Source organism: Xanthomonas sp. NCPPB 1826, assembly GCF_056725285.1.
The window spans coordinates 2,773,991-2,793,127 of record NZ_CM161521.1 but is presented as its reverse complement, the minus strand read 5'-3'; the positions used below and the strand labels follow the sequence as shown (position 1 = coordinate 2,793,127).

At 63.2% G+C, this 19,137-nt stretch carries 15 protein-coding genes; 9 read left to right on the top strand and 6 right to left on the bottom strand.

Annotated features, from left to right (window positions below):
- Positions 1-17: 17 nt before the first annotated feature.
- The 3 genes from guaB (at position 18) to AC1PLA_RS11760 (ending at position 6,506) form a co-directional block, all read left to right on the top strand.
- On the top strand, positions 18-1,475 hold the full coding sequence (gene guaB, locus AC1PLA_RS11770; protein ID WP_016903541.1) for an IMP dehydrogenase: 1,458 nt from the start codon (positions 18-20) through the stop codon (positions 1,473-1,475).
- A gap of 130 nt (positions 1,476-1,605) precedes the next feature.
- A complete protein-coding gene (guaA, locus tag AC1PLA_RS11765; protein ID WP_024939209.1) occupies positions 1,606-3,171 on the top strand; it encodes a glutamine-hydrolyzing GMP synthase in 1,566 nt (521 codons plus the stop codon).
- Positions 3,172-3,788: 617 nt separating this feature from the next.
- Complete coding sequence (locus tag AC1PLA_RS11760) at positions 3,789-6,506, top strand: AAA domain-containing protein (protein ID WP_481104583.1); 2,718 nt, start codon at positions 3,789-3,791, stop codon at positions 6,504-6,506.
- 213 nt (positions 6,507-6,719) lie between these two features.
- On the opposite strand, the gene AC1PLA_RS11755 is transcribed toward AC1PLA_RS11760, so the two are convergent.
- From AC1PLA_RS11755 to AC1PLA_RS11740, 4 genes are all read right to left on the bottom strand, one after another.
- Positions 6,720-7,340: a DUF8082 domain-containing protein gene (locus tag AC1PLA_RS11755; RefSeq protein WP_481104582.1), complete on the bottom strand. Its 621-nt coding sequence runs from the start codon at positions 7,338-7,340 to the stop codon at positions 6,720-6,722.
- A 44-nt stretch (positions 7,341-7,384) separates the two neighbouring features.
- Positions 7,385-8,512 (bottom strand): Cache 3/Cache 2 fusion domain-containing protein, encoded by a 1,128-nt coding sequence (locus AC1PLA_RS11750; protein WP_481104581.1) that lies wholly within the window; start codon positions 8,510-8,512, stop codon positions 7,385-7,387.
- A gap of 345 nt (positions 8,513-8,857) precedes the next feature.
- On the bottom strand, positions 8,858-9,682 hold the full coding sequence (locus AC1PLA_RS11745) for an alpha/beta fold hydrolase (protein ID WP_481104580.1): 825 nt from the start codon (positions 9,680-9,682) through the stop codon (positions 8,858-8,860).
- Positions 9,683-10,012: 330 nt separating this feature from the next.
- Complete coding sequence (locus AC1PLA_RS11740) at positions 10,013-11,359, bottom strand: Nramp family divalent metal transporter (RefSeq protein WP_481104579.1); 1,347 nt, start codon at positions 11,357-11,359, stop codon at positions 10,013-10,015.
- Positions 11,360-11,507: 148 nt separating this feature from the next.
- Here AC1PLA_RS11740 and mntR point away from each other — a divergent pair, with 148 nt between their 5' ends.
- The 3 genes from mntR to orn all read left to right on the top strand — a co-directional run bounded on the left by mntR (position 11,508) and on the right by orn (position 13,142).
- Entirely contained in the window at positions 11,508-11,975 is a 468-nt protein-coding gene (gene mntR, locus AC1PLA_RS11735; protein WP_024939187.1) for a manganese-binding transcriptional regulator MntR, read from the top strand.
- Positions 11,976-11,977: 2 nt separating this feature from the next.
- A complete protein-coding gene (gene tadA, locus AC1PLA_RS11730) occupies positions 11,978-12,487 on the top strand; it encodes a tRNA adenosine(34) deaminase TadA (RefSeq protein ID WP_481106195.1) in 510 nt (169 codons plus the stop codon).
- A 70-nt stretch (positions 12,488-12,557) separates the two neighbouring features.
- The gene (orn, locus tag AC1PLA_RS11725) at positions 12,558-13,142 is read left to right on the top strand and encodes an oligoribonuclease (RefSeq protein WP_024939185.1); all 585 of its coding nucleotides are present in this window, start codon (positions 12,558-12,560) and stop codon (positions 13,140-13,142) included.
- Between the two features lie 197 nt (positions 13,143-13,339).
- Here orn and AC1PLA_RS11720 read toward each other — a convergent pair whose 3' ends face one another.
- Positions 13,340-14,302: a mechanosensitive ion channel family protein gene (locus tag AC1PLA_RS11720; RefSeq protein ID WP_481104578.1), complete on the bottom strand. Its 963-nt coding sequence runs from the start codon at positions 14,300-14,302 to the stop codon at positions 13,340-13,342.
- The gene (gene ppsA, locus AC1PLA_RS11715) at positions 14,302-16,680 is read right to left on the bottom strand and encodes a phosphoenolpyruvate synthase (RefSeq protein ID WP_481104577.1); all 2,379 of its coding nucleotides are present in this window, start codon (positions 16,678-16,680) and stop codon (positions 14,302-14,304) included. The genes AC1PLA_RS11720 and ppsA overlap by 1 nt, the downstream gene beginning before the upstream one ends.
- Before the next feature lie 142 nt (positions 16,681-16,822).
- On the opposite strand from ppsA, the gene ppsR reads away from it, so the two are divergent.
- The 3 genes from ppsR to AC1PLA_RS11700 all read left to right on the top strand — a co-directional run bounded on the left by ppsR (position 16,823) and on the right by AC1PLA_RS11700 (position 18,904).
- Positions 16,823-17,644: a posphoenolpyruvate synthetase regulatory kinase/phosphorylase PpsR gene (ppsR, locus tag AC1PLA_RS11710; protein WP_024939184.1), complete on the top strand. Its 822-nt coding sequence runs from the start codon at positions 16,823-16,825 to the stop codon at positions 17,642-17,644.
- 197 nt (positions 17,645-17,841) lie between these two features.
- Entirely contained in the window at positions 17,842-18,351 is a 510-nt protein-coding gene (locus tag AC1PLA_RS11705; protein WP_016904415.1) for a DUF1249 domain-containing protein, read from the top strand.
- Between the two features lie 64 nt (positions 18,352-18,415).
- Positions 18,416-18,904: an NUDIX hydrolase gene (locus AC1PLA_RS11700; protein WP_047125288.1), complete on the top strand. Its 489-nt coding sequence runs from the start codon at positions 18,416-18,418 to the stop codon at positions 18,902-18,904.
- The last annotated feature ends 233 nt before the right edge of the window (positions 18,905-19,137 follow it).

Genomic DNA, 19,137 nt, shown 5'->3' with positions numbered 1-19,137 from the left:
CAAACTCGGGTCCGCCGATGCTCCGCATCCAGGCTGAAGCTCTCACCTACGACGACGTTTCCCTCGTCCCCGCTCATTCGATCGTCCTGCCCAAGGACGTCAGCCTGGAAACCCGGCTGACCCGCGATCTGCGCCTGAAACTGCCGATTCTCTCGGCCGCGATGGACACAGTGACCGAGCACCGCCTTGCGGTGGCCATGGCCCAGCTGGGCGGCATCGGCATCATCCACAAGAATCTGACCCCTGCGCAGCAGGCCGGCGAAGTGGCCCGGGTCAAGAAATTCGAATCCGGCGTGATCACCGAGCCGTTCACGGTGAGCCCGGACACGACCATCGGCGAGGTGCTCAAGCTGACCCGCGCGCGCAACATCTCCGGCGTGCCGGTGGTGGATGGCAGCGAACTGGTCGGCATCGTCACCAGCCGCGACATGCGCTTCGAGAAGAAGCTCGACGATCCGGTCCGCCACATCATGACCAAGAAGGATCGCCTGATCACCGTGCGCGAAGGCGCCAGTGACGAGGAAGTGCTGGAGCTGCTGCACCGCAACCGCATCGAAAAGATCCTGGTGGTCAACGACAGCTTCGAGCTGCGCGGCCTGATCACGGTCAAGGACATCCAGAAGAAGACCGATAACCCCAACGCGGCCAAGGACGGGTCCACGCGCCTGCTGGTCGGCGCGGCGGTCGGCGTGGGCGGCGACACCGAGCAGCGCATCGAACTGCTGGCCGCGGCCGGCGTGGACGTGGTCATCGTCGATACCGCGCACGGCCATTCGCAGGGCGTGATCGATCGCGTGGCCTGGGTCAAGAAGGCGTATCCGCAGCTGCAGGTGATCGGCGGCAACATCGTCACCGGCGATGCCGCGCTGGCATTGATGGACGCCGGCGCCGATGCGGTCAAGGTCGGCGTGGGCCCCGGGTCGATCTGCACCACGCGCGTGGTCGCCGGTGTCGGCGTGCCGCAGATCACCGCGGTGGACATGGTCGCCGAGGCGCTGCAGGACCGTATTCCGCTGATCGCCGATGGCGGCATTCGCTACTCGGGTGACATCGGCAAGGCGCTGGTCGCCGGCGCCTCCACGGTGATGGTCGGCGGCCTGTTCGCCGGCACCGAGGAAGCCCCGGGCGAGGTCGAGCTGTTCCAGGGCCGCAGCTACAAGAGCTACCGCGGCATGGGCAGCCTGGGCGCGATGGAGAAGGGGTCCAAGGACCGCTATTTCCAGGATTCCAGCGATGCCGACAAGCTGGTGCCGGAAGGCATCGAGGGGCGCGTGCCGTATCGCGGCCCGGTCGGTGGCATCGTCCATCAGCTGATCGGCGGCCTGCGCGCCACGATGGGCTACGTGGGCTGCGCGACCATCGAGGAAATGCGCACCAAGCCGAAGTTCGTCACCATCACCGGTGCCGGCCAGCGCGAAAGCCATGTCCACGACGTGCAGATCACCAAGGAACCGCCGAATTACCGCATGGGCTGATGTCTGTGCGCGGGATTGGGGATTCGGGATTGGGGATTGGTAGTAGCCCGCCGCATCTCCTTCGGCAGGGCGCATCGCCGCCATCCCGCTGTTGCCAATCTCCAATCCCGAATTCCCAATCCCGGCCCCAATGACCAACATCCACAGCGACAAGATCCTCATCCTCGATTTCGGCGCGCAGTACACCCAGCTGATTGCGCGGCGTATCCGCGAGATCGGGGTGTATTGCGAGATCTGGGCCTGGGATCATGACCCGTCGGAGATCGCCGGTTTCGGTGCCAAGGGCATCATCCTGTCCGGTGGTCCGGAGTCGACCACCTTGCCGGGTGCGCCGGTCGCGCCGCAGGAAGTGTTCGACAGTGGCTTGCCGGTGTTCGGCATCTGTTACGGCATGCAGACGCTGGCAGCGCAGCTGGGTGGTGCGACCGAGGCGGCGGACCAGCGCGAATTCGGTCATGCCGAAGTCGATGTGGTGGCCGCCGATGCCTTGTTCGCAGGGCTGACCGATCATGCCGGCGCGTCGCGTCTCAATGTGTGGATGAGCCACGGCGACCACGTGTCGCAGGTGCCGCCGGGCTTCACCGTCACCGCGGTGACCGACCGCATCCCGGTGGCGGCGATGTCCAACGAGGACAAGCGCTGGTACGGCGTGCAGTTCCATCCGGAAGTCACCCACACGCTGCAGGGCCAGACCTTGCTGCGCCGCTTCGTGGTCGATGTCTGCGGCTGCCAGACGCTGTGGACGGCGGCCAACATCATCGACGACCAGATTGCGCGCGTGCGCGAGCAGGTGGGCGATGACGAAGTGATCCTGGGCCTGTCCGGTGGCGTCGATTCGTCGGTGGTCGCCGCGCTGCTGCACAAGGCGATCGGCGACAAGCTGACCTGCGTGTTCGTCGATACCGGCCTGCTGCGCTGGCAGGAAGGCGACCAGGTGATGGCGATGTTCGCCGAGCACATGGGCGTGAAGGTGATCCGCGTCAACGCGGCCGATCGTTACTTCGCCAAGCTCGAAGGCGTCAGCGACCCGGAAGCCAAGCGCAAGATCATCGGCAACCTGTTCGTGGATATCTTCGACGAGGAATCCAACAAACTGGCCAATGCCAAGTGGCTGGCGCAGGGTACGATCTATCCGGACGTGATCGAGTCGGCCGGCAGCAAGACCGGCAAGGCGCACGTGATCAAGAGCCACCACAACGTCGGCGGCCTGCCCGAGCACATGAAGCTGGGCCTGGTCGAGCCGTTGCGCGAATTGTTCAAGGACGAAGTGCGCCGCCTCGGTGTCGAACTCGGCTTGCCGCGCACGATGGTGTACCGCCATCCGTTCCCGGGCCCGGGCCTGGGCGTGCGCATCCTGGGCGAAGTGAAGCGCGAATACGCCGAATTGCTGGCCAAGGCCGATGCGATCTTCATCGACGAACTGCGCAAGGCCGATCTGTACGACAAGACCAGCCAGGCGTTTGCGGTGTTCCTGCCGGTCAAGTCGGTCGGTGTGGTCGGCGATGCACGCGCCTACGAATGGGTGATCGCGTTACGCGCGGTGGAGACCATCGACTTCATGACCGCGCACTGGGCGCACCTGCCATACGATTTCCTCGGCACGGTGAGCAACCGCATCATCAACGAACTGCGCGGCGTCTCGCGCGTGGTCTACGACATCTCCGGCAAGCCGCCGGCGACGATTGAGTGGGAGTGAGTTGACTCCTCCGGGGACTATCGCCGGTTATCGAAAAATCTGCGGTAACGTGTTGATTTAAAAAAAATAGGTATCCACGAGAGCTATCGGTGGCCATTGCCGGCCAGCAGGGCGTGGATTTCCTGTTTTTGTGTAGCAGAGCTGCGGCTAGGCATTGACGTGGTGCGGATCGAGCGTACCGATGGCGTGGCTCTGAACAAGTGACCATGAGACCGGAATGTCGATCGGAATCGCTCCGTCTGTAAAAGACAGTTGCCGTCGAGCAAGTTTTCGCGAGCTTAGAACAACCGAGAGGCCGCCACCGCCTCCCGCACAACCTTGGCGGCCTTTGGGGCATCAACGTAGGCAGCGTCATCCGGTGGGCGTGAATAGTAAATGGGCGCCATAACGTTGAAGGCATGCAATGGTGCAGTGCCTGAGAAATATCGAAAAGTCATGCGCCGGTTTGCAGTTGCGCATAATTGCTTTACGTCACAGATTGTCTCTTGCTGACCATGCAGCCATATTTTTTCATGCGTTGGTGATGGCAAGATAATTCCTTACCTGCACAGAGAATTGCACTCGATGTTCGCCGCGAAGCGGCATCAAGAGGCCATTCGCACACGAGTAAGGGACGTATGGTTTCTATCTATGTGGATGGCGAAGATAAGACTTCGAAGATCAGTGATTGGGTGATTTGCTGGAGTGACAAGTACAAAGCCCTGCAACTGACTTGTCATTACCCCTCAAAAAAAACCTACACCCGCCCACTTAGCAACTGTCGCGTTTCTCCATCGCGCGAGTTGTGCGAGATGTTACTGACAAAGCCAAGCAGCAGGATCGTCAAGCCCACCTCCAAGGTGACGATCTACGGCGAACGGTATGCGGTCGTGCACTATCCGGATGCCAGTAGGCCCTACGTCTATAAGATGGACGATATCGGTCTTGTCGCGCCGGCGGCGATAAAAGAGACGCCGATCTTCCATTATTTTTCAGCCGTGGCAAATGCCCGGCGAGATTGCGCGACATCTGAAACTGACCGTAAAATCGCTTCGAATGTCGTGCGCCAACTGGAAAGACTGCCTGCCAGTGCCGACACTGCCTTGCATGCCTATTGCACGGGAAGCAACGGTGCACTGGCGCCTGGCCAGGGGCTGATCTATCCATTCGGGCTGAACGAGAGCCAGCTTGCGGCGGTCGAGCAGGCGTTCCGCGCGCAGGTAAGCGTAATCGAGGGTCCACCAGGTACCGGCAAGACTCAGACCATCCTCAACATCCTCGCCAATATCCTGCTGCGTGGGCAGACGGTGGCGGTACTGTCCAACAACAATGCGGCGGTTGAAAACGTCTATGAGAAGCTGGAGAAGTGCGGCCTGGGCCACCTAGTCGCCAAGCTCGGCAACCAGGACAACCGCAAGGACTTCTTCGCCGATCTGGCGCCGTGGCCACCCATCGAATCCGAGCCTGCGCCTTCGCTGGAGGAAATCCAGGTCCTGTTTGAGCGCGTGAAGCAGCACCTACACGATCGCAATCGGGTGGCGCAACTGCAGGTTGAGCTAGACGAGCTGACCGTCGAGCGGCGCTATCTACAGCAGTGGCAAGCAGAAAGCGGGGTGCAGGTGACCGCCTCGCTGGACAAGTACGGACTATCGCCACCCCAGACCACGGATCTGATGGCCTACCTGGCCCTTCTCGGTGAGCAGCGCATCCGCCTCAAGGATCGCATCGAGCTGCTGTTCAAGTTCAAGATTTTCCGCACCAAGCCGTTCGCTGATGGCGATGCGCGCCTGACCGTTTTCCATGCACTGCAGATGCATTATTACGACAAGGCGTCACGGGATAAGGAGGCGGAGCTGCAGAAATGCCGCGACTCGTTGGCGCGCGCAAGTTTCGATGTTTCGCTGGAGGCTTTGAAGGCGGCATCGATGCGTCACCTGAAGCAACATCTGCAGGCTCAGACGCGGCCTTCTGACAGCTTCGATGCCGACACATACCGGCATCGAAAACAGTTCGATACCTTCCTACGGCGCTTTCCGATTCTGGGCAGCGGCACGCACTCCATTGTCAATTCGATCGCGTCTGGTGCAATCCTTGATTATGTGATCATCGACGAGGCTTCACTACAGGACATTGTGCCGGGTATCCTGCCGCTGGGCTGCGCAAAGAACCTGGTCGTCGTCGGCGACAACCGCCAGTTGGCGCACATTCCGGTGTCTCTCGGCTTGCCTGCGCCCGCCGATGCCTACGATTGCGAGCGATACAGTTTGCTTGATTCGTGCATCAACGTGTTCGGGGCTGCGATACCCAGGACGTTGCTGAAAGAGCATTACCGCTGCCACCCCAGAATCATTCAATTCTGCAACCAGCAGTTCTACGACAATGCACTGGTACCAATGACCGAAGACAAGGGGGAGATGCCTCTACGCCTGGTGATAACTGCCAGGGGGAACCATACCCGTAAGAATACCAACCTTAGGGAACTGGATTCCCTGCTCAAGCTGCTGGATGACGAGGGCGATCCCGTCGGGATGGACAACGACGGCCGTGGCTTTATCGCCCCGTTCCGGGCGCAGGTTAATCTCTCGGGCACGTGCCTACCGGAGGATTTCGTCAAGGACACCGTGCACAAGTTTCAGGGCCGGGAGTGCGACGAGATCGTTTTTTCCACCGTACTGGATAAAAAGCGCTACAACCAGCAACGTGAGCGGCTGGATTTCGTCGACGACCCGCACATGATCAACGTAGCGGTTTCGCGAGCCAAGCGCCGCTTCACTTTGGTGACGGGCGACGAGGTGTTCACTGGCAACAATGGTCAGATTGCGGCTCTGATGCGCTACCTTACCTATTACGCACAGGACGAACAGATTGTGCGCGCGCCGGTGGTATCGGCATTCGATCTGCTGTATCGCGAGTACGACCAGTCCCTCGCGCGTTTGAATGCGCGCTTGAGGCCCGAAGACTCTCGCTACAAGTCCGAACAGATCGTGGCACATCTACTGCGCGAGGCGCTGTCCGCTCCTATGTACTGGTCGTTGATGTACCACGATCAGATCAAGTTGAATCAGGTCGCGTCGCCGGATAATCCGGATTTGACGCAACGCGAGCTAGCCTTCATGGCACGCGCCAGCTGGGATTTCGTGATTTACTTCAAAGTGGGCAAGGTGCCGTTAGGGGTGATCGAGGTTGATGGTGGTTCCCATGACCGACCAGATCAGGCGGCGCGTGACGCCTTGAAGAACGGAATTCTGGCGAAAAGTGGCATCCCCATCCTGCGCCTGAGCACAATTAAGTGCGGCATCGCAGAGAGTATCGGCGAGTTCATCGCTCAGTGGGCGGGTCCGCCGCGCAGCGCATAGGGCGAGGCGCGCAGGTCCATGGCATGCCGGCCTTATTTCATCCAGCTCATTACTATGCAAGCCGCCGACGCGTCACCTAGTCTGCAATGCCCGGGAGATTTCCTGCTCCAGTGTTACTTTTCGAAGGAGACGGCGATAAGTGAAGTGGTGGACGAGCAATAGATCAGTGCTGGACGGTTTAATGCATTGCTAGCAGCGTAGCCTCGTCTCGCGTCAGCGCAGCTTGGCCAGCGCTACGCGCGCATCTGCCATGAACTTCTGCGTTTCCTGTGGCGTGGAGAGGTTGGCGCCCAGCTGATTGAGCACCTGCTCGATGTCGCTCGATGCGTCCCAGGCTTCGTCACAGAGCATGCCGGCGATCGGGCCGAGATAATTCAGCGCGACTTTTTCCAGTGCATCGCGGACGCGCTCGTCCGGTGGGGAGCCAGCGCCTGCAGGTACTGCGTTCGGTGCGGCGAGCGGCGTTGCTGCGGCCTGTGCCTGAGGCGCTGCAACCGCCGCACGCGGCGGTGCCGGTGCACCACCCAGATCCTGTTCGAAACCGCCCATCAACCACTGCCGCGAGTCGTCGCTCAGCAGCGAGGGCTTGCCCATGCCGGCGCCGGGATCGGTCTGGAAGCGGGCCTTGGCCGCATTGACCATGGTGAGGCGTTGCACCGCCTCATCATTGCGCAGCATGCGGAACACCACCTCTTCGATCTGCCCGGCGTTGAGGCGGATGATGCAGGAGTGGTTCTCCTCGGTGACGATGAACAGAAAGCCGGACGCTTTCTTCAGTGCCAGCGCCTTGAGCTCGCGCAGGACCTCGATCAGCGGACGGAATTCAGTGGACATGGCGTCTTCCTTGCATCATCTGGTACGGAATGGGTGCGCGCAGCTCAGCGTTTGCTAAGCCGCTCCATGGCTAGCCGGACACTGTTTGACAGGCGGGAGATGGCGCGCGCCAGGGTACCAATTTCATCCTTGAGGTTGACCTCGTCGATGGTGTGGTTCCACTTGCCCAGGCTCAGCTCTTCGGCCACGGTGGTCAGGTGCTGGATCGGGCGCAACACGCGGCTCCAGATCAACGCCCACTGCAGGCCGAGCAACAGCGCGCAGACCAGCAGGCCGATGCCGGCGATCCACAGCGACTGGCGCACGATCACGCCATTGACGTCGCTCTTGGGGTAGGCCGACACCAGGGTGAAGCCCCAATCGGGCACTTCCTGCTTGGTGACGACCCAGTCGTCCGGCGTTTCCTTGACGATCCGCTCGATGGTGGCGGTGTCGGTGGTGGCACCGGTGGTGGACTGGAAGCGCAGCTTGTTCTTGCTGTCGAACACGGCGATGAAGCCGGAGTCGAGCACGCGACGGCTGCTGACCACGTTTTCCAGCGCCTGGGTGTCGGCCTTGTAGCCGACGTACCAGGCACCTATCACGCGCTTGTCGTTGCCGGCGAAGATCGGCTCGTAGCCGGTGACGTACGGGTTGCCGAGGATGTCGACCACGCCGTAGAAGCTTTCGCCGTTGCGCAGCTTGGCGGCGGCCTGGCCGTTGGGATCGAGCACGGTGCCGATGGCGCGGCTGCCGTCGTCCTTCTTGACGTTGGTGGAGATGCGCACGAAGTCATCGCCGGTACGCGAGAACAGCGTAGCGGTGCCTTCGTGGATGGCGGTGACATCGTCGAGCATGTCGAAGACGTTGGCCTGCGCCTTCTGGCCCAGCAGCAGGTCGTTGGCGCTGCGCTCGCCCACGCGCACTTCGTTGCCGACGCTGGCGGCGCCGTGTGCGTTAGCTTCCTTGCGCAGCTGGCGCATGGAGGAATTGACGCGATCGAGCATCATCGCGCGGGTGACTGAGAACAGGGTCTGCAAGGACACCGACTGGCGCTCGATCGCGTCGCCGATCTCGAACTTGACCCGGTTCGCTTCGGTAATGGCCAGGATGACCGTCAGTGCCACCACCACGACCAGCACCAAGGCCAGCACCGGCAACAGCAGGCGCACCCGCAAAGAGTGACGAAACATCGCAATTCCCCTGAACGCGTTTAGTGATTGAATCGAACGCCGTCGCAGCCCCCCGGCAGCGGTCGGACCTAGCCGTTATCGGCTGTTGCGCATGATGCTGAAGCGGCCCCCACGCCGCTGGCGGTGCATACGATAGCTCAAGCCGATCGTTTTGGAAGCGCGGCGGCTGCGTCAAGTGGCGTGGCGTTCAAGAACGGTCGAGAACGTCACAGGCTTGCGGCGGGACGGGCGTGGCCGACGAACGGCGCGATGGCCTTTGCGCGCCTGGAAGCCGGCGGCGCGAAGGAGAAACGCATAGAAAAGCCGACTCTCACGAGCCGGCTTGGTGTCGCGAATCGAACCGGATCAGGCTTTGGCGAAGGCCAACAGGTCCTGGTTGAACTGATCGGCGTGGGTGACGGGCAGGCCATGCGGGGCGCCTGGGTAGATCTTCAGTTCGGCGTTCTGGATGATCTTGGCCGACAGCTTGCCCGATGCATCGATTGGCACGATCTGGTCGTCGTCGCCATGCACCACCAATGCCGGCACATCGATCTTCTCCAGGTCCGGGGTGTAGTCCACTTCGGAGAACTGCTTGATGCAGTCGTACTGGCCCTTGTGGCCGCCCAGCATGCCCTGCAGCCAGAACGCATCGCGCATGCCCTGGGTGACCTTGTGGCCGTCGCGGTTGGCGCCGAAGAACGCCGTGGTCAACTCCTGATAGAACTGCGAACGGTCCTTGGCCACACCTTCGCGGATGCCGTCGAACACGCTGATCGGCAGTCCACCGGGATTGGTCGGGCTCTTGACCATCTGCGGCGGCACTGCGCCAACCAGCACCACCTTGGCCACGCGCTTGCTGCCATGGCGGCCGATGTAATGCGCCACTTCGCCACCGCCGGTGGAATGTCCGACCAGGATCGCGTCCTGCAGGTCCAGCTGCTCGATCACTGCCGCCAGATCGTCGGCGTAGGTGTCCATGTCGTTGCCGTCCCAGGTCTGCGACGAGCGGCCATGACTGCGGCGGTCGTGCGCGATCACGCGGAAGCCGTGTTGGCCCATGAACAGCATCTGCGCATCCCAGGCATCGGCGCTGAGCGGCCAGCCGTGCGAGAACACCACCGGCTGGCCGTTGCCCCAATCCTTGTAAAAAATGTTGGTGCCGTCGGGGCGGGTGACGAAATTGGACATTGGGTTGACTCCGTTGTTGGTCGGGTGGGGCGGTGTGGTGGGATGGGCGCGTAGCGCCGGGGCAGCACTGGCCAAGCTCGGCAGCGCTCACGCTGCCAGAGCGGCCGTTGCAGAGATGAGAAAGCTGCGTCGACCGGGCGCGTCTCGAACGGAGGCATGGGCGCTGCCGCGGGCGAGGGCATGCAATCCGGACGTCGTGATCACGGGCCTGGTGTGATGCGGTCGGTAGCGCATGCGTCGAACTGGTCGTTGCACACGGGACGCGCGAGACGCCGCCAACGCATCAGCCTCGACCGCAACCTGACCACTGTGACAGATCACCGAGGCGGATCACTGCAGCGCGGTATCCCACAGCAGCTTGAGGTTCAAGCCGACGATCACCGCCGCAATGACCCAGGCAATGCGCACCAGCCACGGCGGTGCCACCAATGCGCCCATCAACTCACGATCCGACACGAAGCGCACCAGCGGGATCACCGCAAACGGCAGCTGCATCGACAGCACCACCTGGCTGAGCACCAGGAGCCGCGCGGTACCGGCCTCGCCATACAACCAGGTCACGATCACCACTGGCACGATGGCGATGCCACGCGTCAGCAGGCGCCGCAGCCACGGCGGCAAGCGCAGTTGCAGGAAGCCTTCCATCACGATCTGCCCGGCCAGCGTGGCGGTGACGGTGGAATTGACGCCGGAGGCCAGCAGCGCCACTGCAAACAGCGTCGAGGCCAGGCCCACGCCCAGCATCGGCGCGAGCAGGGCGTGGGCCTGTTCGATTTCCTGCACATCGGTGCGGCCCTGCGCATGGAATACCGCCGCCGCCAGGATCAGGATCGAGGCATTGATGAACAGCGCGAACATCAACGCCACGGTGCTGTCGGTCACCGCCCAGCGCAGCGCCGACTTGCGGCCCGCATCGGTGCGCGGATACGCACGTGTCTGCACGATCGACGAATGCAGGTACAGGTTATGCGGCATCACCGTCGCACCGATGATGCCGATCGCCAGATACAGCGCGCGCGGGTCGGTGACCACCTGCGCACGCGGAATGAAGCCGCCCAGCACGGCGGCGATCGGCGGTGCCGCCAGCGCGATCTGGATGCCGAAGCAGACGAAGATGATCAACAGCAGCGCGATCACGAACGCTTCCAGCGCACGGAAACCGCGGTTCATCAGCAACAGCACCAGCACCACGTCCACCGCGGTGATGATGGCGCCCACGGTCAGCGGAATGCCGAACAACAGCTTCAACGCAATGGCGGTGCCGATCACCTCGGCCAGATCGCAGGCGATGATCGCCAGTTCGCAGATGCCCCACAGCGCCAGATTCACCCCGCGCGGGTAACGCGCCCGGCAGGCCTGCGCCAGGTCCAGCCCGGTCGCGATGCCCAGCCGCGCCGACAGGCTCTGCAGTACGATCGCCATCAGGTTGGACAGCAGGATCACCGACAGCAGCAGATAGCCGAACTGCGAGCCGCCGGCCAGGTCGGTGGCCCAGTTGCCCGGGTCCATGTACCCGACCGACACCATGTAGCCCGGGCCCAGAAACGCCAGCAGCCGGAACCACCAGTGGCCGCCCTTGGGTACGGCGACGCTGGCGTGGTGATCGCCCAGCCCGCCATTGGCCGCGGCCGGCGAGGGGAGGGGCAAGGCGGGGTGAGGACGGAGATCGACGGACATGCGGAGCAGGCAGGCTGGCTAGGAGTCGTGCCGATGATATAGCAAGTGCTATGCTGTTGAGCATTGGCAATTTAAATCGTAATGATCGGCTGCGTGCTTCAAACTACGCATCCCGGCACTGGCGCCGGACGTGATGACGGGGATGAGGGTGGGCAAGAGCGAAAAGCTGGAAGCAGCCGCGCCGGCGCTGATCGACGCACAGGTGCATATGGAGAGCTTCCGTCAGGTGCGCGAAGCGCGCCGCGCCGAGCTGGTCGAGGACTATGTGGAGCTGATCTCCGACCTGTTGGTCGACGGCGGTGAGGCGCGTCAGGTCGACATCGCCGCACGCCTGGGCGTGGCGCAGCCGACCGTGGCCAAGATGCTCAAGCGGCTAGTGCGCGACGGCTGGGTGGTGCAGCGCCCGTATCGTGGTGTGTTCCTGACCCCGGCCGGCGAGGCGCTGGCCGCGTCCAGCCGGCAGCGCCATCAGATCGTCGAACGTTTCCTGCTCGCCCTGGGCATCGACGAGGCCACCGCGCGCCGCGACGCCGAAGGCATCGAGCACCATGTCAGCGAAGCCACCGTGGCCGCGTTCGCCGCCTTCCTGGATCGCCAGGGCGGCAGCGCCGCGTGAGCATGCCGGTGGAAACGTCGGTAGAAGCGGCGCAGGCGCTGATCGACCAACAGTGGATGCAACGCGCCCTCCAACTGGCCGAGCGTGCCGAACGCGACTTTGACGAGATCCCGGTCGGCGCGCTGCTGATCGATGCCGAGGGCACCGTGCTGGGCGAGGGCTGGAACTTCAATATCGCCAGCCACGATCCCAGCGCGCATGCCGAGATCATGGCCATGCGCGAAGGCGGCCGCCGCCTGGCCAACCACCGGCTGATCGGCTGCACGCTGTATGTCACGCTGGAGCCGTGCGCGATGTGCGCGATGGCGATGATCCACGCACGCATCGCGCGGCTGGTGTTCGCCGCCAGCGACCCCAAGACCGGCGCCTGCGGCAGCGTGTTCGATCTGCCCGCCGACCCGCGCCACAACCACCGCGTGCAGGTCAGCGGTGGCGTGCTGGCCGCCGAGGCCGGCCTGCGCCTGACCAATTACTTCAGGGCCAAGCGCGGCAAGCCGCCCCTCGCGCCCTGAGCGGCGCGGCCGCGGTATGATGCGCGCCCTTCAGCATCCGGCCGGCGACGGCCCTCCACAGGACGGCGATATGGCAGACACCCTTGCAGGCAACGACCGACTGATCTGGATCGATCTGGAAATGACCGGCCTGGATACCGATCGCGATTCCATCATCGAGATCGCCACCATCGTGACCGATGCGCAGTTGAACGTGCTTGCCGAAGGGCCGGAGCTGGCCATCGCCCACCCGCTGGCGACGCTGGAAGCCATGGACGAGTGGAACCGCAATCAGCACCGCCGTTCGGGGCTGTGGCAGCGCGTGCTCGACAGCCAGGTCACCCATGCCCAGGCGGAGGCGCAGACGGTGGCCTTCCTGAGCGAGTGGATTCGCGCCGGCGCTTCGCCGATGTGCGGCAATTCGATCTGCCAGGACCGCCGCTTCCTGCACCGCCAGATGTCGCGCCTGGAGCGCTACTTCCACTACCGCAACCTGGACGTGTCCACCATCAAGGAGCTGGCACGGCGTTGGGCGCCGACGGTGGCCAATGGCTTTGCCAAGAGTTCGGCCCACACCGCCCTGAGCGATGTGCGCGATTCGATCGACGAGCTGCGCCACTACCGCCAGTTCATGGGCGCGCTGGGCGGCGATTCCCAGGCCGACGTGCCGGCCTGAGCGCTGGCGACGGCGTCGTTGCGCGCTGTTGGCGTGTTGATTGCCGGCGCCTAGTTGCGGACCACGCTCAGGCGTACGTCCGGCAACGTTTACTGCCGACCAGGCAGGCCAGAAGCCACACAATGGCAGCGCATCCAATAAGAAAGGCCGCATCGTTCGATGCGGCCTTTTGCTTTTCCATCACGCCCTTGAATGCATCAGCGCGCCAGCGGCGGACCCTTGCTCAGGTCGCCGTCGTCGGCGATGCCTTTCAGCAGCAGGTCGGAGATCGGCTTGCCGTCGGCATCGTGGTGATACACGTGCAGGTCGCGCTGCGGATACGGGATGTTAAGCCCGTTGTCCAGCAACTGGTTGCGGATCTGTTCCAGCGTGGTGCTCTTGGCCGCGCCGAAATTGCCGTTGGTCGCATACGCGAACAGCATCAGATCCACAGTACTTTCGCCCAGGTTGGTGACCTGCACGAACGGTGCCGGCGAATCCAGGATGTTCGGGTTGTCCTTGGCGATCTGCAGCAACAGCTGCTGGGCTTTCTTCAGATCGTCGCCGTAGCCCACGCCCACGGTCACTTCCAGGCGCCGGTTGGGCAGGGTGCTGTAGTTGACGATCGGCGAGGTGGTGATGGTGCTGTTGGGCAGGGTGATCATGCGCTCGTCGAACGAGCGGATCCGGGTCTGGAAGATCCGGATCTCGTCGACGATGCCTTCCTGGCCGGCAATCACCACATGGTCGCCATCGCGCATCGGCCGCAGCACGATCAGCATCACGCCTGCAGCGATGTTGGACAGCGAATCCTTCAACGCCAGACCGACCGCCAGGCCGGCCGCACCCAGCACCGCGATCAGCGAGGTCGGCGGCACACCGATCTTGCTCAGCGCACTGACGAAGACCAGCACCAGCAGCAACGCATACAACACGTTGCGCAGGAAGTTGGTCAGCGTGATCTCGATGCGCGCGCGGGTCAGCGCACGGTGCAGCCACTGGCTGAGCTGCTTGGCCAGCCACATGCCGACCACCACGATCAGCAGGGCCAGCCCCCAGTTGAGCGCGTATTGCGCCCACGGGATATTGGCCCAGTTGAACGCCGGCTCAGCCGTCCTGGCCGCCACCGGCCTTGCGGCGACTGCTCCCGCAGCCGCCAACACCGCACCCAACATGCCCATCAGCTCTCGCTCTTCAACTTGGCCAGACGCAGCCAGGTGTCGACCACGGTGTCAGGATTCAGCGATACCGACTCGATCCCTTCCTGCATCAGCCACTCGGCCAGTTCCGGGTGATCGGATGGCCCCTGGCCGCAGATGCCCACGTACTTGCCCTTGGCGCGCGCCGATTTGATCGCCATCGACAGCAGCTTCTTGACCGCCGGGTTCCGCTCGTCGAACAGATGCGCCACGATCGACGAGTCGCGGTCCAGGCCCAGGGTGAGCTGGGTCAGGTCGTTGGAGCCGATCGAGAAGCCGTCGAAGATCTCCAGGAACTCGTCGGCCAGCAGCGCGTTGGACGGCAGCTCGCACATCATGATGATCTTCAGGCCGTTTTCGCCCTGCTTGAGCCCGTTCTGCTCCAGCACCTCGATCACCTTGCGGCCTTCTTCCAGCGTGCGCACGAACGGAATCATCACCCAGAGGTTGTCCAGGCCCATCTCGTTGCGCACCTTCAGCACCGCCTTGCACTCCAGCGAGAAGGCCTTGGTGAAGGACGGATCGACGTAGCGGCTGGCGCCACGGAAGCCGATCATCGGGTTCTCTTCATGCGGTTCGTAACGCGAGCCGCCGATCAGGTTGGCGTACTCGTTGGACTTGAAGTCCGACAGCCGCACGATCACCGTGTTCGGTGCCACCGAGGCGGTCAGCGTCGCGATGCCCTCGGCCAGGCGATTGACGTAGAAACTCACCGGGTCGCCGTAGCCAGCGGTCTTGGCATCGATCTTCTTGCGGACGTCAGCGTCCTGCTTGTCGTATTCCAGCAGCGCGTTGGGATGGATGCCGATATGCGCGGCAATGATCATTTCCAGACGCGCCAGGCCGATGCCGGCGTTGGGCAACTGGCCGAAGTCGAACGCACGTTCCGGGTTGGCCACGTTCATCATGATCTTGAGCGGGGCAGGCGGCATGTTGCCCAGGTCGGTGGTGGTGCGCTCGAACGGCAGCAGGCCGTCGTAGATGAAGCCGGTATCGCCTTCGGCGCAGCTCACCGTCACTTCCTGACCGTCGCTGATCACATCGGTGGCGTTGCCCGAGCCGACCACGGCCGGCACGCCGAGTTCGCGCGCGATGATCGCCGCATGGCAGGTGCGGCCGCCGCGATTGGTGACGATGGCCGAGGCACGCTTCATCACCGGCTCCCAATCGGGATCGGTCATGTCGGCGATCAATACGTCGCCGGCCTGCACGCGATTCATGTCTTCCAGCGAGCGCACCACGCGTGCCACGCCGCTGCCGATCTTGGCGCCTACCGCACGGCCTTCGACCAGGATCTTGGCGTCCTTGGCTTCCAGCGAGAAACGCTCGATCTGGGTGGCATGGCTGCGTGACTTCACGGTTTCCGGACGCGCCTGCACGATGAACAGCTTGCCGCTGACACCGTCCTTGGCCCACTCGATATCCATCGGGCGGCCGTAATGCTTTTCGATCACCAGCGCCTGCTTGGAAAGCTCCTGCACGTCTTCGTCGCTGATCGAGAAGGTGCTGCGCAGCTCCACCGGCGTGTCTTCGGTGCGTACGCGTTCGCCGGGCACATCCGAGTAGACCATGCGGATCGCCTTGCTGCCGAGCGAGCGGCGCAGGATCGCCGGCTTGCCTGCGGTCAGCGTGGGCTTGTAGACATAGAACTCGTCCGGGTTGACCGCACCTTGCACCACCATCTCGCCCAGACCGAAGCTGGAGGTGACAAACACCACGTCGCGGAAGCCCGATTCGGTGTCCAGCGTGAACAGCACGCCAGCCGCACCGACGCCCGAGCGCACCATCAACTGCACGCCGGCCGACAGGAACACGTCTTCGTGCTTGAAGCCATGATGCACGCGGTAAGCAATTGCGCGATCGTTATAGAGGCTGGCGAACACTTCCTTGACCTTGTGCACGACATCGTCGGCACCGGTCACGTTGAGGAAGGTCTCCTGCTGGCCGGCGAACGAGGCATCGGGCAGATCTTCGGCAGTGGCCGACGAACGCACCGCCACGGCCACTTCGCCACCGCCGTTTTCCGCACACAGCTGTGCGTACGCGGTGCGGATATCGCGGTCCAGTTCCGGCTGCAGCGGAGCATCGATCACCCAGCCGCGGATTTCCTTGCCGGCAACGGTGAGGGCAGACACGTCTTCGACATCCAGCGTTGCCAGCTTGTCGAAGATGCGCTTGGACAGATCGTTATGCGCGATGAAGTCCTTGAAAGCCTCGGCAGTGGTCGCATATCCACCGGGAACCGAAACGCCAAGCCCGGCCAGGTTGCCGATCATCTCGCCGAGCGAGGAATTCTTACCACCTACGCGGGCCAGATCGGCCAGGCGTAGCTCATGCAACCACAGGATATTCTCGTTCAAGCGCGATGCTCCGTATGGCCATCGCCCGAGCGGGCTGGATGGCCGCGTCCGTAGGAAGAAGCCGCTATGATGCAGTGCACAGCGGAATCTGCACAAGCATGAACCCGTAAGTTTTGGACACCAGTTCAAAGAGGTGGTCTTGATGTCAACAATTCGACCGGTGTTCTACGTCTCCGATGGAACCGGTATCACCGCTGAAACGATTGGGCATAGCCTGCTCACGCAGTTCAGTGGATTCAACTTCGTCACCGACCGCATGTCGTTCATTGATGATGCAGAAAAAGCGCGCGATGCGGCATTGCGCGTGCGCGCAGCAGGCGAGCGGTACCAGGTGCGCCCGGTGGTGGTCAATTCCTGCGTCGATCCCCAGCTGAGCATGATCCTGGCCGAAAGCGGCGCCTTGATGCTGGACGTGTTCGCGCCCTTCATCGAGCCACTGGAGCGCGAGCTCAATGCGCCGCGGCATTCGCGCGTGGGGCGTGCACACGGCATGGTCGACTTCGAGACCTATCACCGCCGCATCAATGCGATGAACTTCGCGCTGAGCCACGACGACGGTATCGCACTCAATTACGACGAGGCCGACGTGATCCTGGTGGCAGTGTCGCGCGCCGGCAAGACGCCGACCTGCATCTATCTGGCATTGCATTACGGCATCCGCGCCGCCAACTATCCGTTGACCGAGGAAGATCTGGAAAACGAGCGCCTGCCGCCGCGCCTGCGCAATTACCGCAGCAAGTTGTTCGGCCTCACCATCGACCCGGAGCGGTTGCAGCAGATCCGCCAGGAGCGGCGCGCCAATTCACGCTACAGCGCGGCAGAGACCTGCCGGCGCGAGGTCGCCACCGCCGAACGCATGTTCCAGATGGAGCGCATTCCGACCTTGAGCACCACTAATACCTCGATCGAGGAAATTTCCAGCAAGGTGTTGTCCACGCTAGGGCTGCAGCGCGAGATGTTTTGAGGCGGGAATTGGTTGGCGGGATTGGGGATTGGGCCGCGCGTAGCGTATTCACTATCCAGGGCTGCCGTGACGTATCGCGGCCGGTCGGCAAGCGTCAAGGAAATCAAGCGGGCGGGGTAGGGCTCCGCCAAGGTAGGCCTGCCGGTGGCCGGTCGTCAATGCTGCCCGTGCGGCAGCGCAGCGTGTAGGATCGGTTCATGGCGCAAGCACTGAGTAAACTCGAACGCATCCCCAAGTTGAGCCGGTTCGGCTGGCTGATGGGCTTGTACGCAGAAAACTTTCAGCATCTGACCCGGCTGTTCGCACCGGCCGACCTCGCTCCCGGCTCCTATGTCTCGTCGATCGGCGATGGGCTGGACCTGCGTCTGGACGTGATCGAGTGTCACCGCTACACGGTCGAGTTGCGGCTGACCTACGACCTGTGCGATCCCGTCACCGGCGAGCCTGACCCGTCGGCCTACGTGCGCCTGTACCGCGATGCGCGCCAGGCCGAGACCACCCATTGCTATGTCGGCCGTCGCTGGCAGGACGTGATGGGCATGTTCCCGCCGCCGGCCGAGCTGATCAGCCACCGCATGCGCATGAATACGTTCCTGGGCAAGTGGCTGGACTATCTGGCCGAGCGCGGCCATGGCGTGGCTACCTTGCGTCTGGATACCGACTACGTCGCGCCACCGCGCCCGGGCTCGCAGGCTGCGGTCGGCTGAGGCTGCGCCACGCCGCTTGCACAGCATCGGTCATACTGATGCGCTCGATTCCAGCTCGCCCGCCATGCCCTATACCCCCATCGTCGCCACGCTCGGCTACCTGTTGTCGCCCGACGGCACACAGGTGTTGATGATCCATCGCAATGCCCGCCCCGGCGATCAGCACCTGGGCAAATACAACGGGCTCGGCGGCAAGGTGGAACCGGACGAAGACGTGCTGGCCGGCATGCGCCGCGAGATCCGCGAAGAGGCCGGCGTGGAGTGCGGCGACATGCAACTGCGCGGCACCATCAGCTGGCCGGGCTTCGGCAAGCATGGCGAGGACTGGCTGGGCTTCGTATTCCTGATCCGCAGCTTCCAGGGCGAGCCACAGGCCTCCAACCCGGAAGGCACGCTGGAATGGGTGGCGATCGACCGCATGGACCAGGTACCGATGTGGGAGGGCGACCGCAATTTCCTGCCGCTGGTTTTCGATGGCGACCCGCGTCCGTTTCATGGCGTGATGCCGTATCGCGACGGGCGCATGCAGTCGTGGACGTATTCGCGCGTCTGAGCGAGATTGAGGGAGTGCGCAGCCGCCCAGGCGAGCGCGGCTGTTATTGCTGGCTGGCGCGGTCACCGCAGTGCCGAAGTTAAGCGTCCGCCGTCCTCAATGGACTTCGATCTGCTGGCGCCAATGCACTTGCGATCGACCTGGCGAGCGCAACCGCAAGCCGGCGCTGCACGCTGTGGCGACCTGCCGCCTGCATTCCGCCTCCACGCACTTCTCCACACCGGTTGTGGATG

Coding starts and splice junctions, on each gene's coding strand:
- guaB (WP_016903541.1), top strand. CDS start 18: ATGCTCCGCATCCAGGCTGAAGCTCTCACCTACGACGACGTTTCCCTC.
- guaA (WP_024939209.1), top strand. CDS start 1,606: ATGACCAACATCCACAGCGACAAGATCCTCATCCTCGATTTCGGCGCG.
- AC1PLA_RS11760 (WP_481104583.1), top strand. CDS start 3,789: ATGGTTTCTATCTATGTGGATGGCGAAGATAAGACTTCGAAGATCAGT.
- AC1PLA_RS11755 (WP_481104582.1), bottom strand. CDS start 7,340: ATGTCCACTGAATTCCGTCCGCTGATCGAGGTCCTGCGCGAGCTCAAG.
- AC1PLA_RS11750 (WP_481104581.1), bottom strand. CDS start 8,512: ATGTTTCGTCACTCTTTGCGGGTGCGCCTGCTGTTGCCGGTGCTGGCC.
- AC1PLA_RS11745 (WP_481104580.1), bottom strand. CDS start 9,682: ATGTCCAATTTCGTCACCCGCCCCGACGGCACCAACATTTTTTACAAG.
- AC1PLA_RS11740 (WP_481104579.1), bottom strand. CDS start 11,359: ATGTCCGTCGATCTCCGTCCTCACCCCGCCTTGCCCCTCCCCTCGCCG.
- tadA (WP_481106195.1), top strand. CDS start 11,978: ATGCCGGTGGAAACGTCGGTAGAAGCGGCGCAGGCGCTGATCGACCAA.
- orn (WP_024939185.1), top strand. CDS start 12,558: ATGGCAGACACCCTTGCAGGCAACGACCGACTGATCTGGATCGATCTG.
- AC1PLA_RS11720 (WP_481104578.1), bottom strand. CDS start 14,302: ATGGGCATGTTGGGTGCGGTGTTGGCGGCTGCGGGAGCAGTCGCCGCA.
- ppsR (WP_024939184.1), top strand. CDS start 16,823: ATGTCAACAATTCGACCGGTGTTCTACGTCTCCGATGGAACCGGTATC.
- AC1PLA_RS11705 (WP_016904415.1), top strand. CDS start 17,842: ATGGCGCAAGCACTGAGTAAACTCGAACGCATCCCCAAGTTGAGCCGG.
- AC1PLA_RS11700 (WP_047125288.1), top strand. CDS start 18,416: ATGCCCTATACCCCCATCGTCGCCACGCTCGGCTACCTGTTGTCGCCC.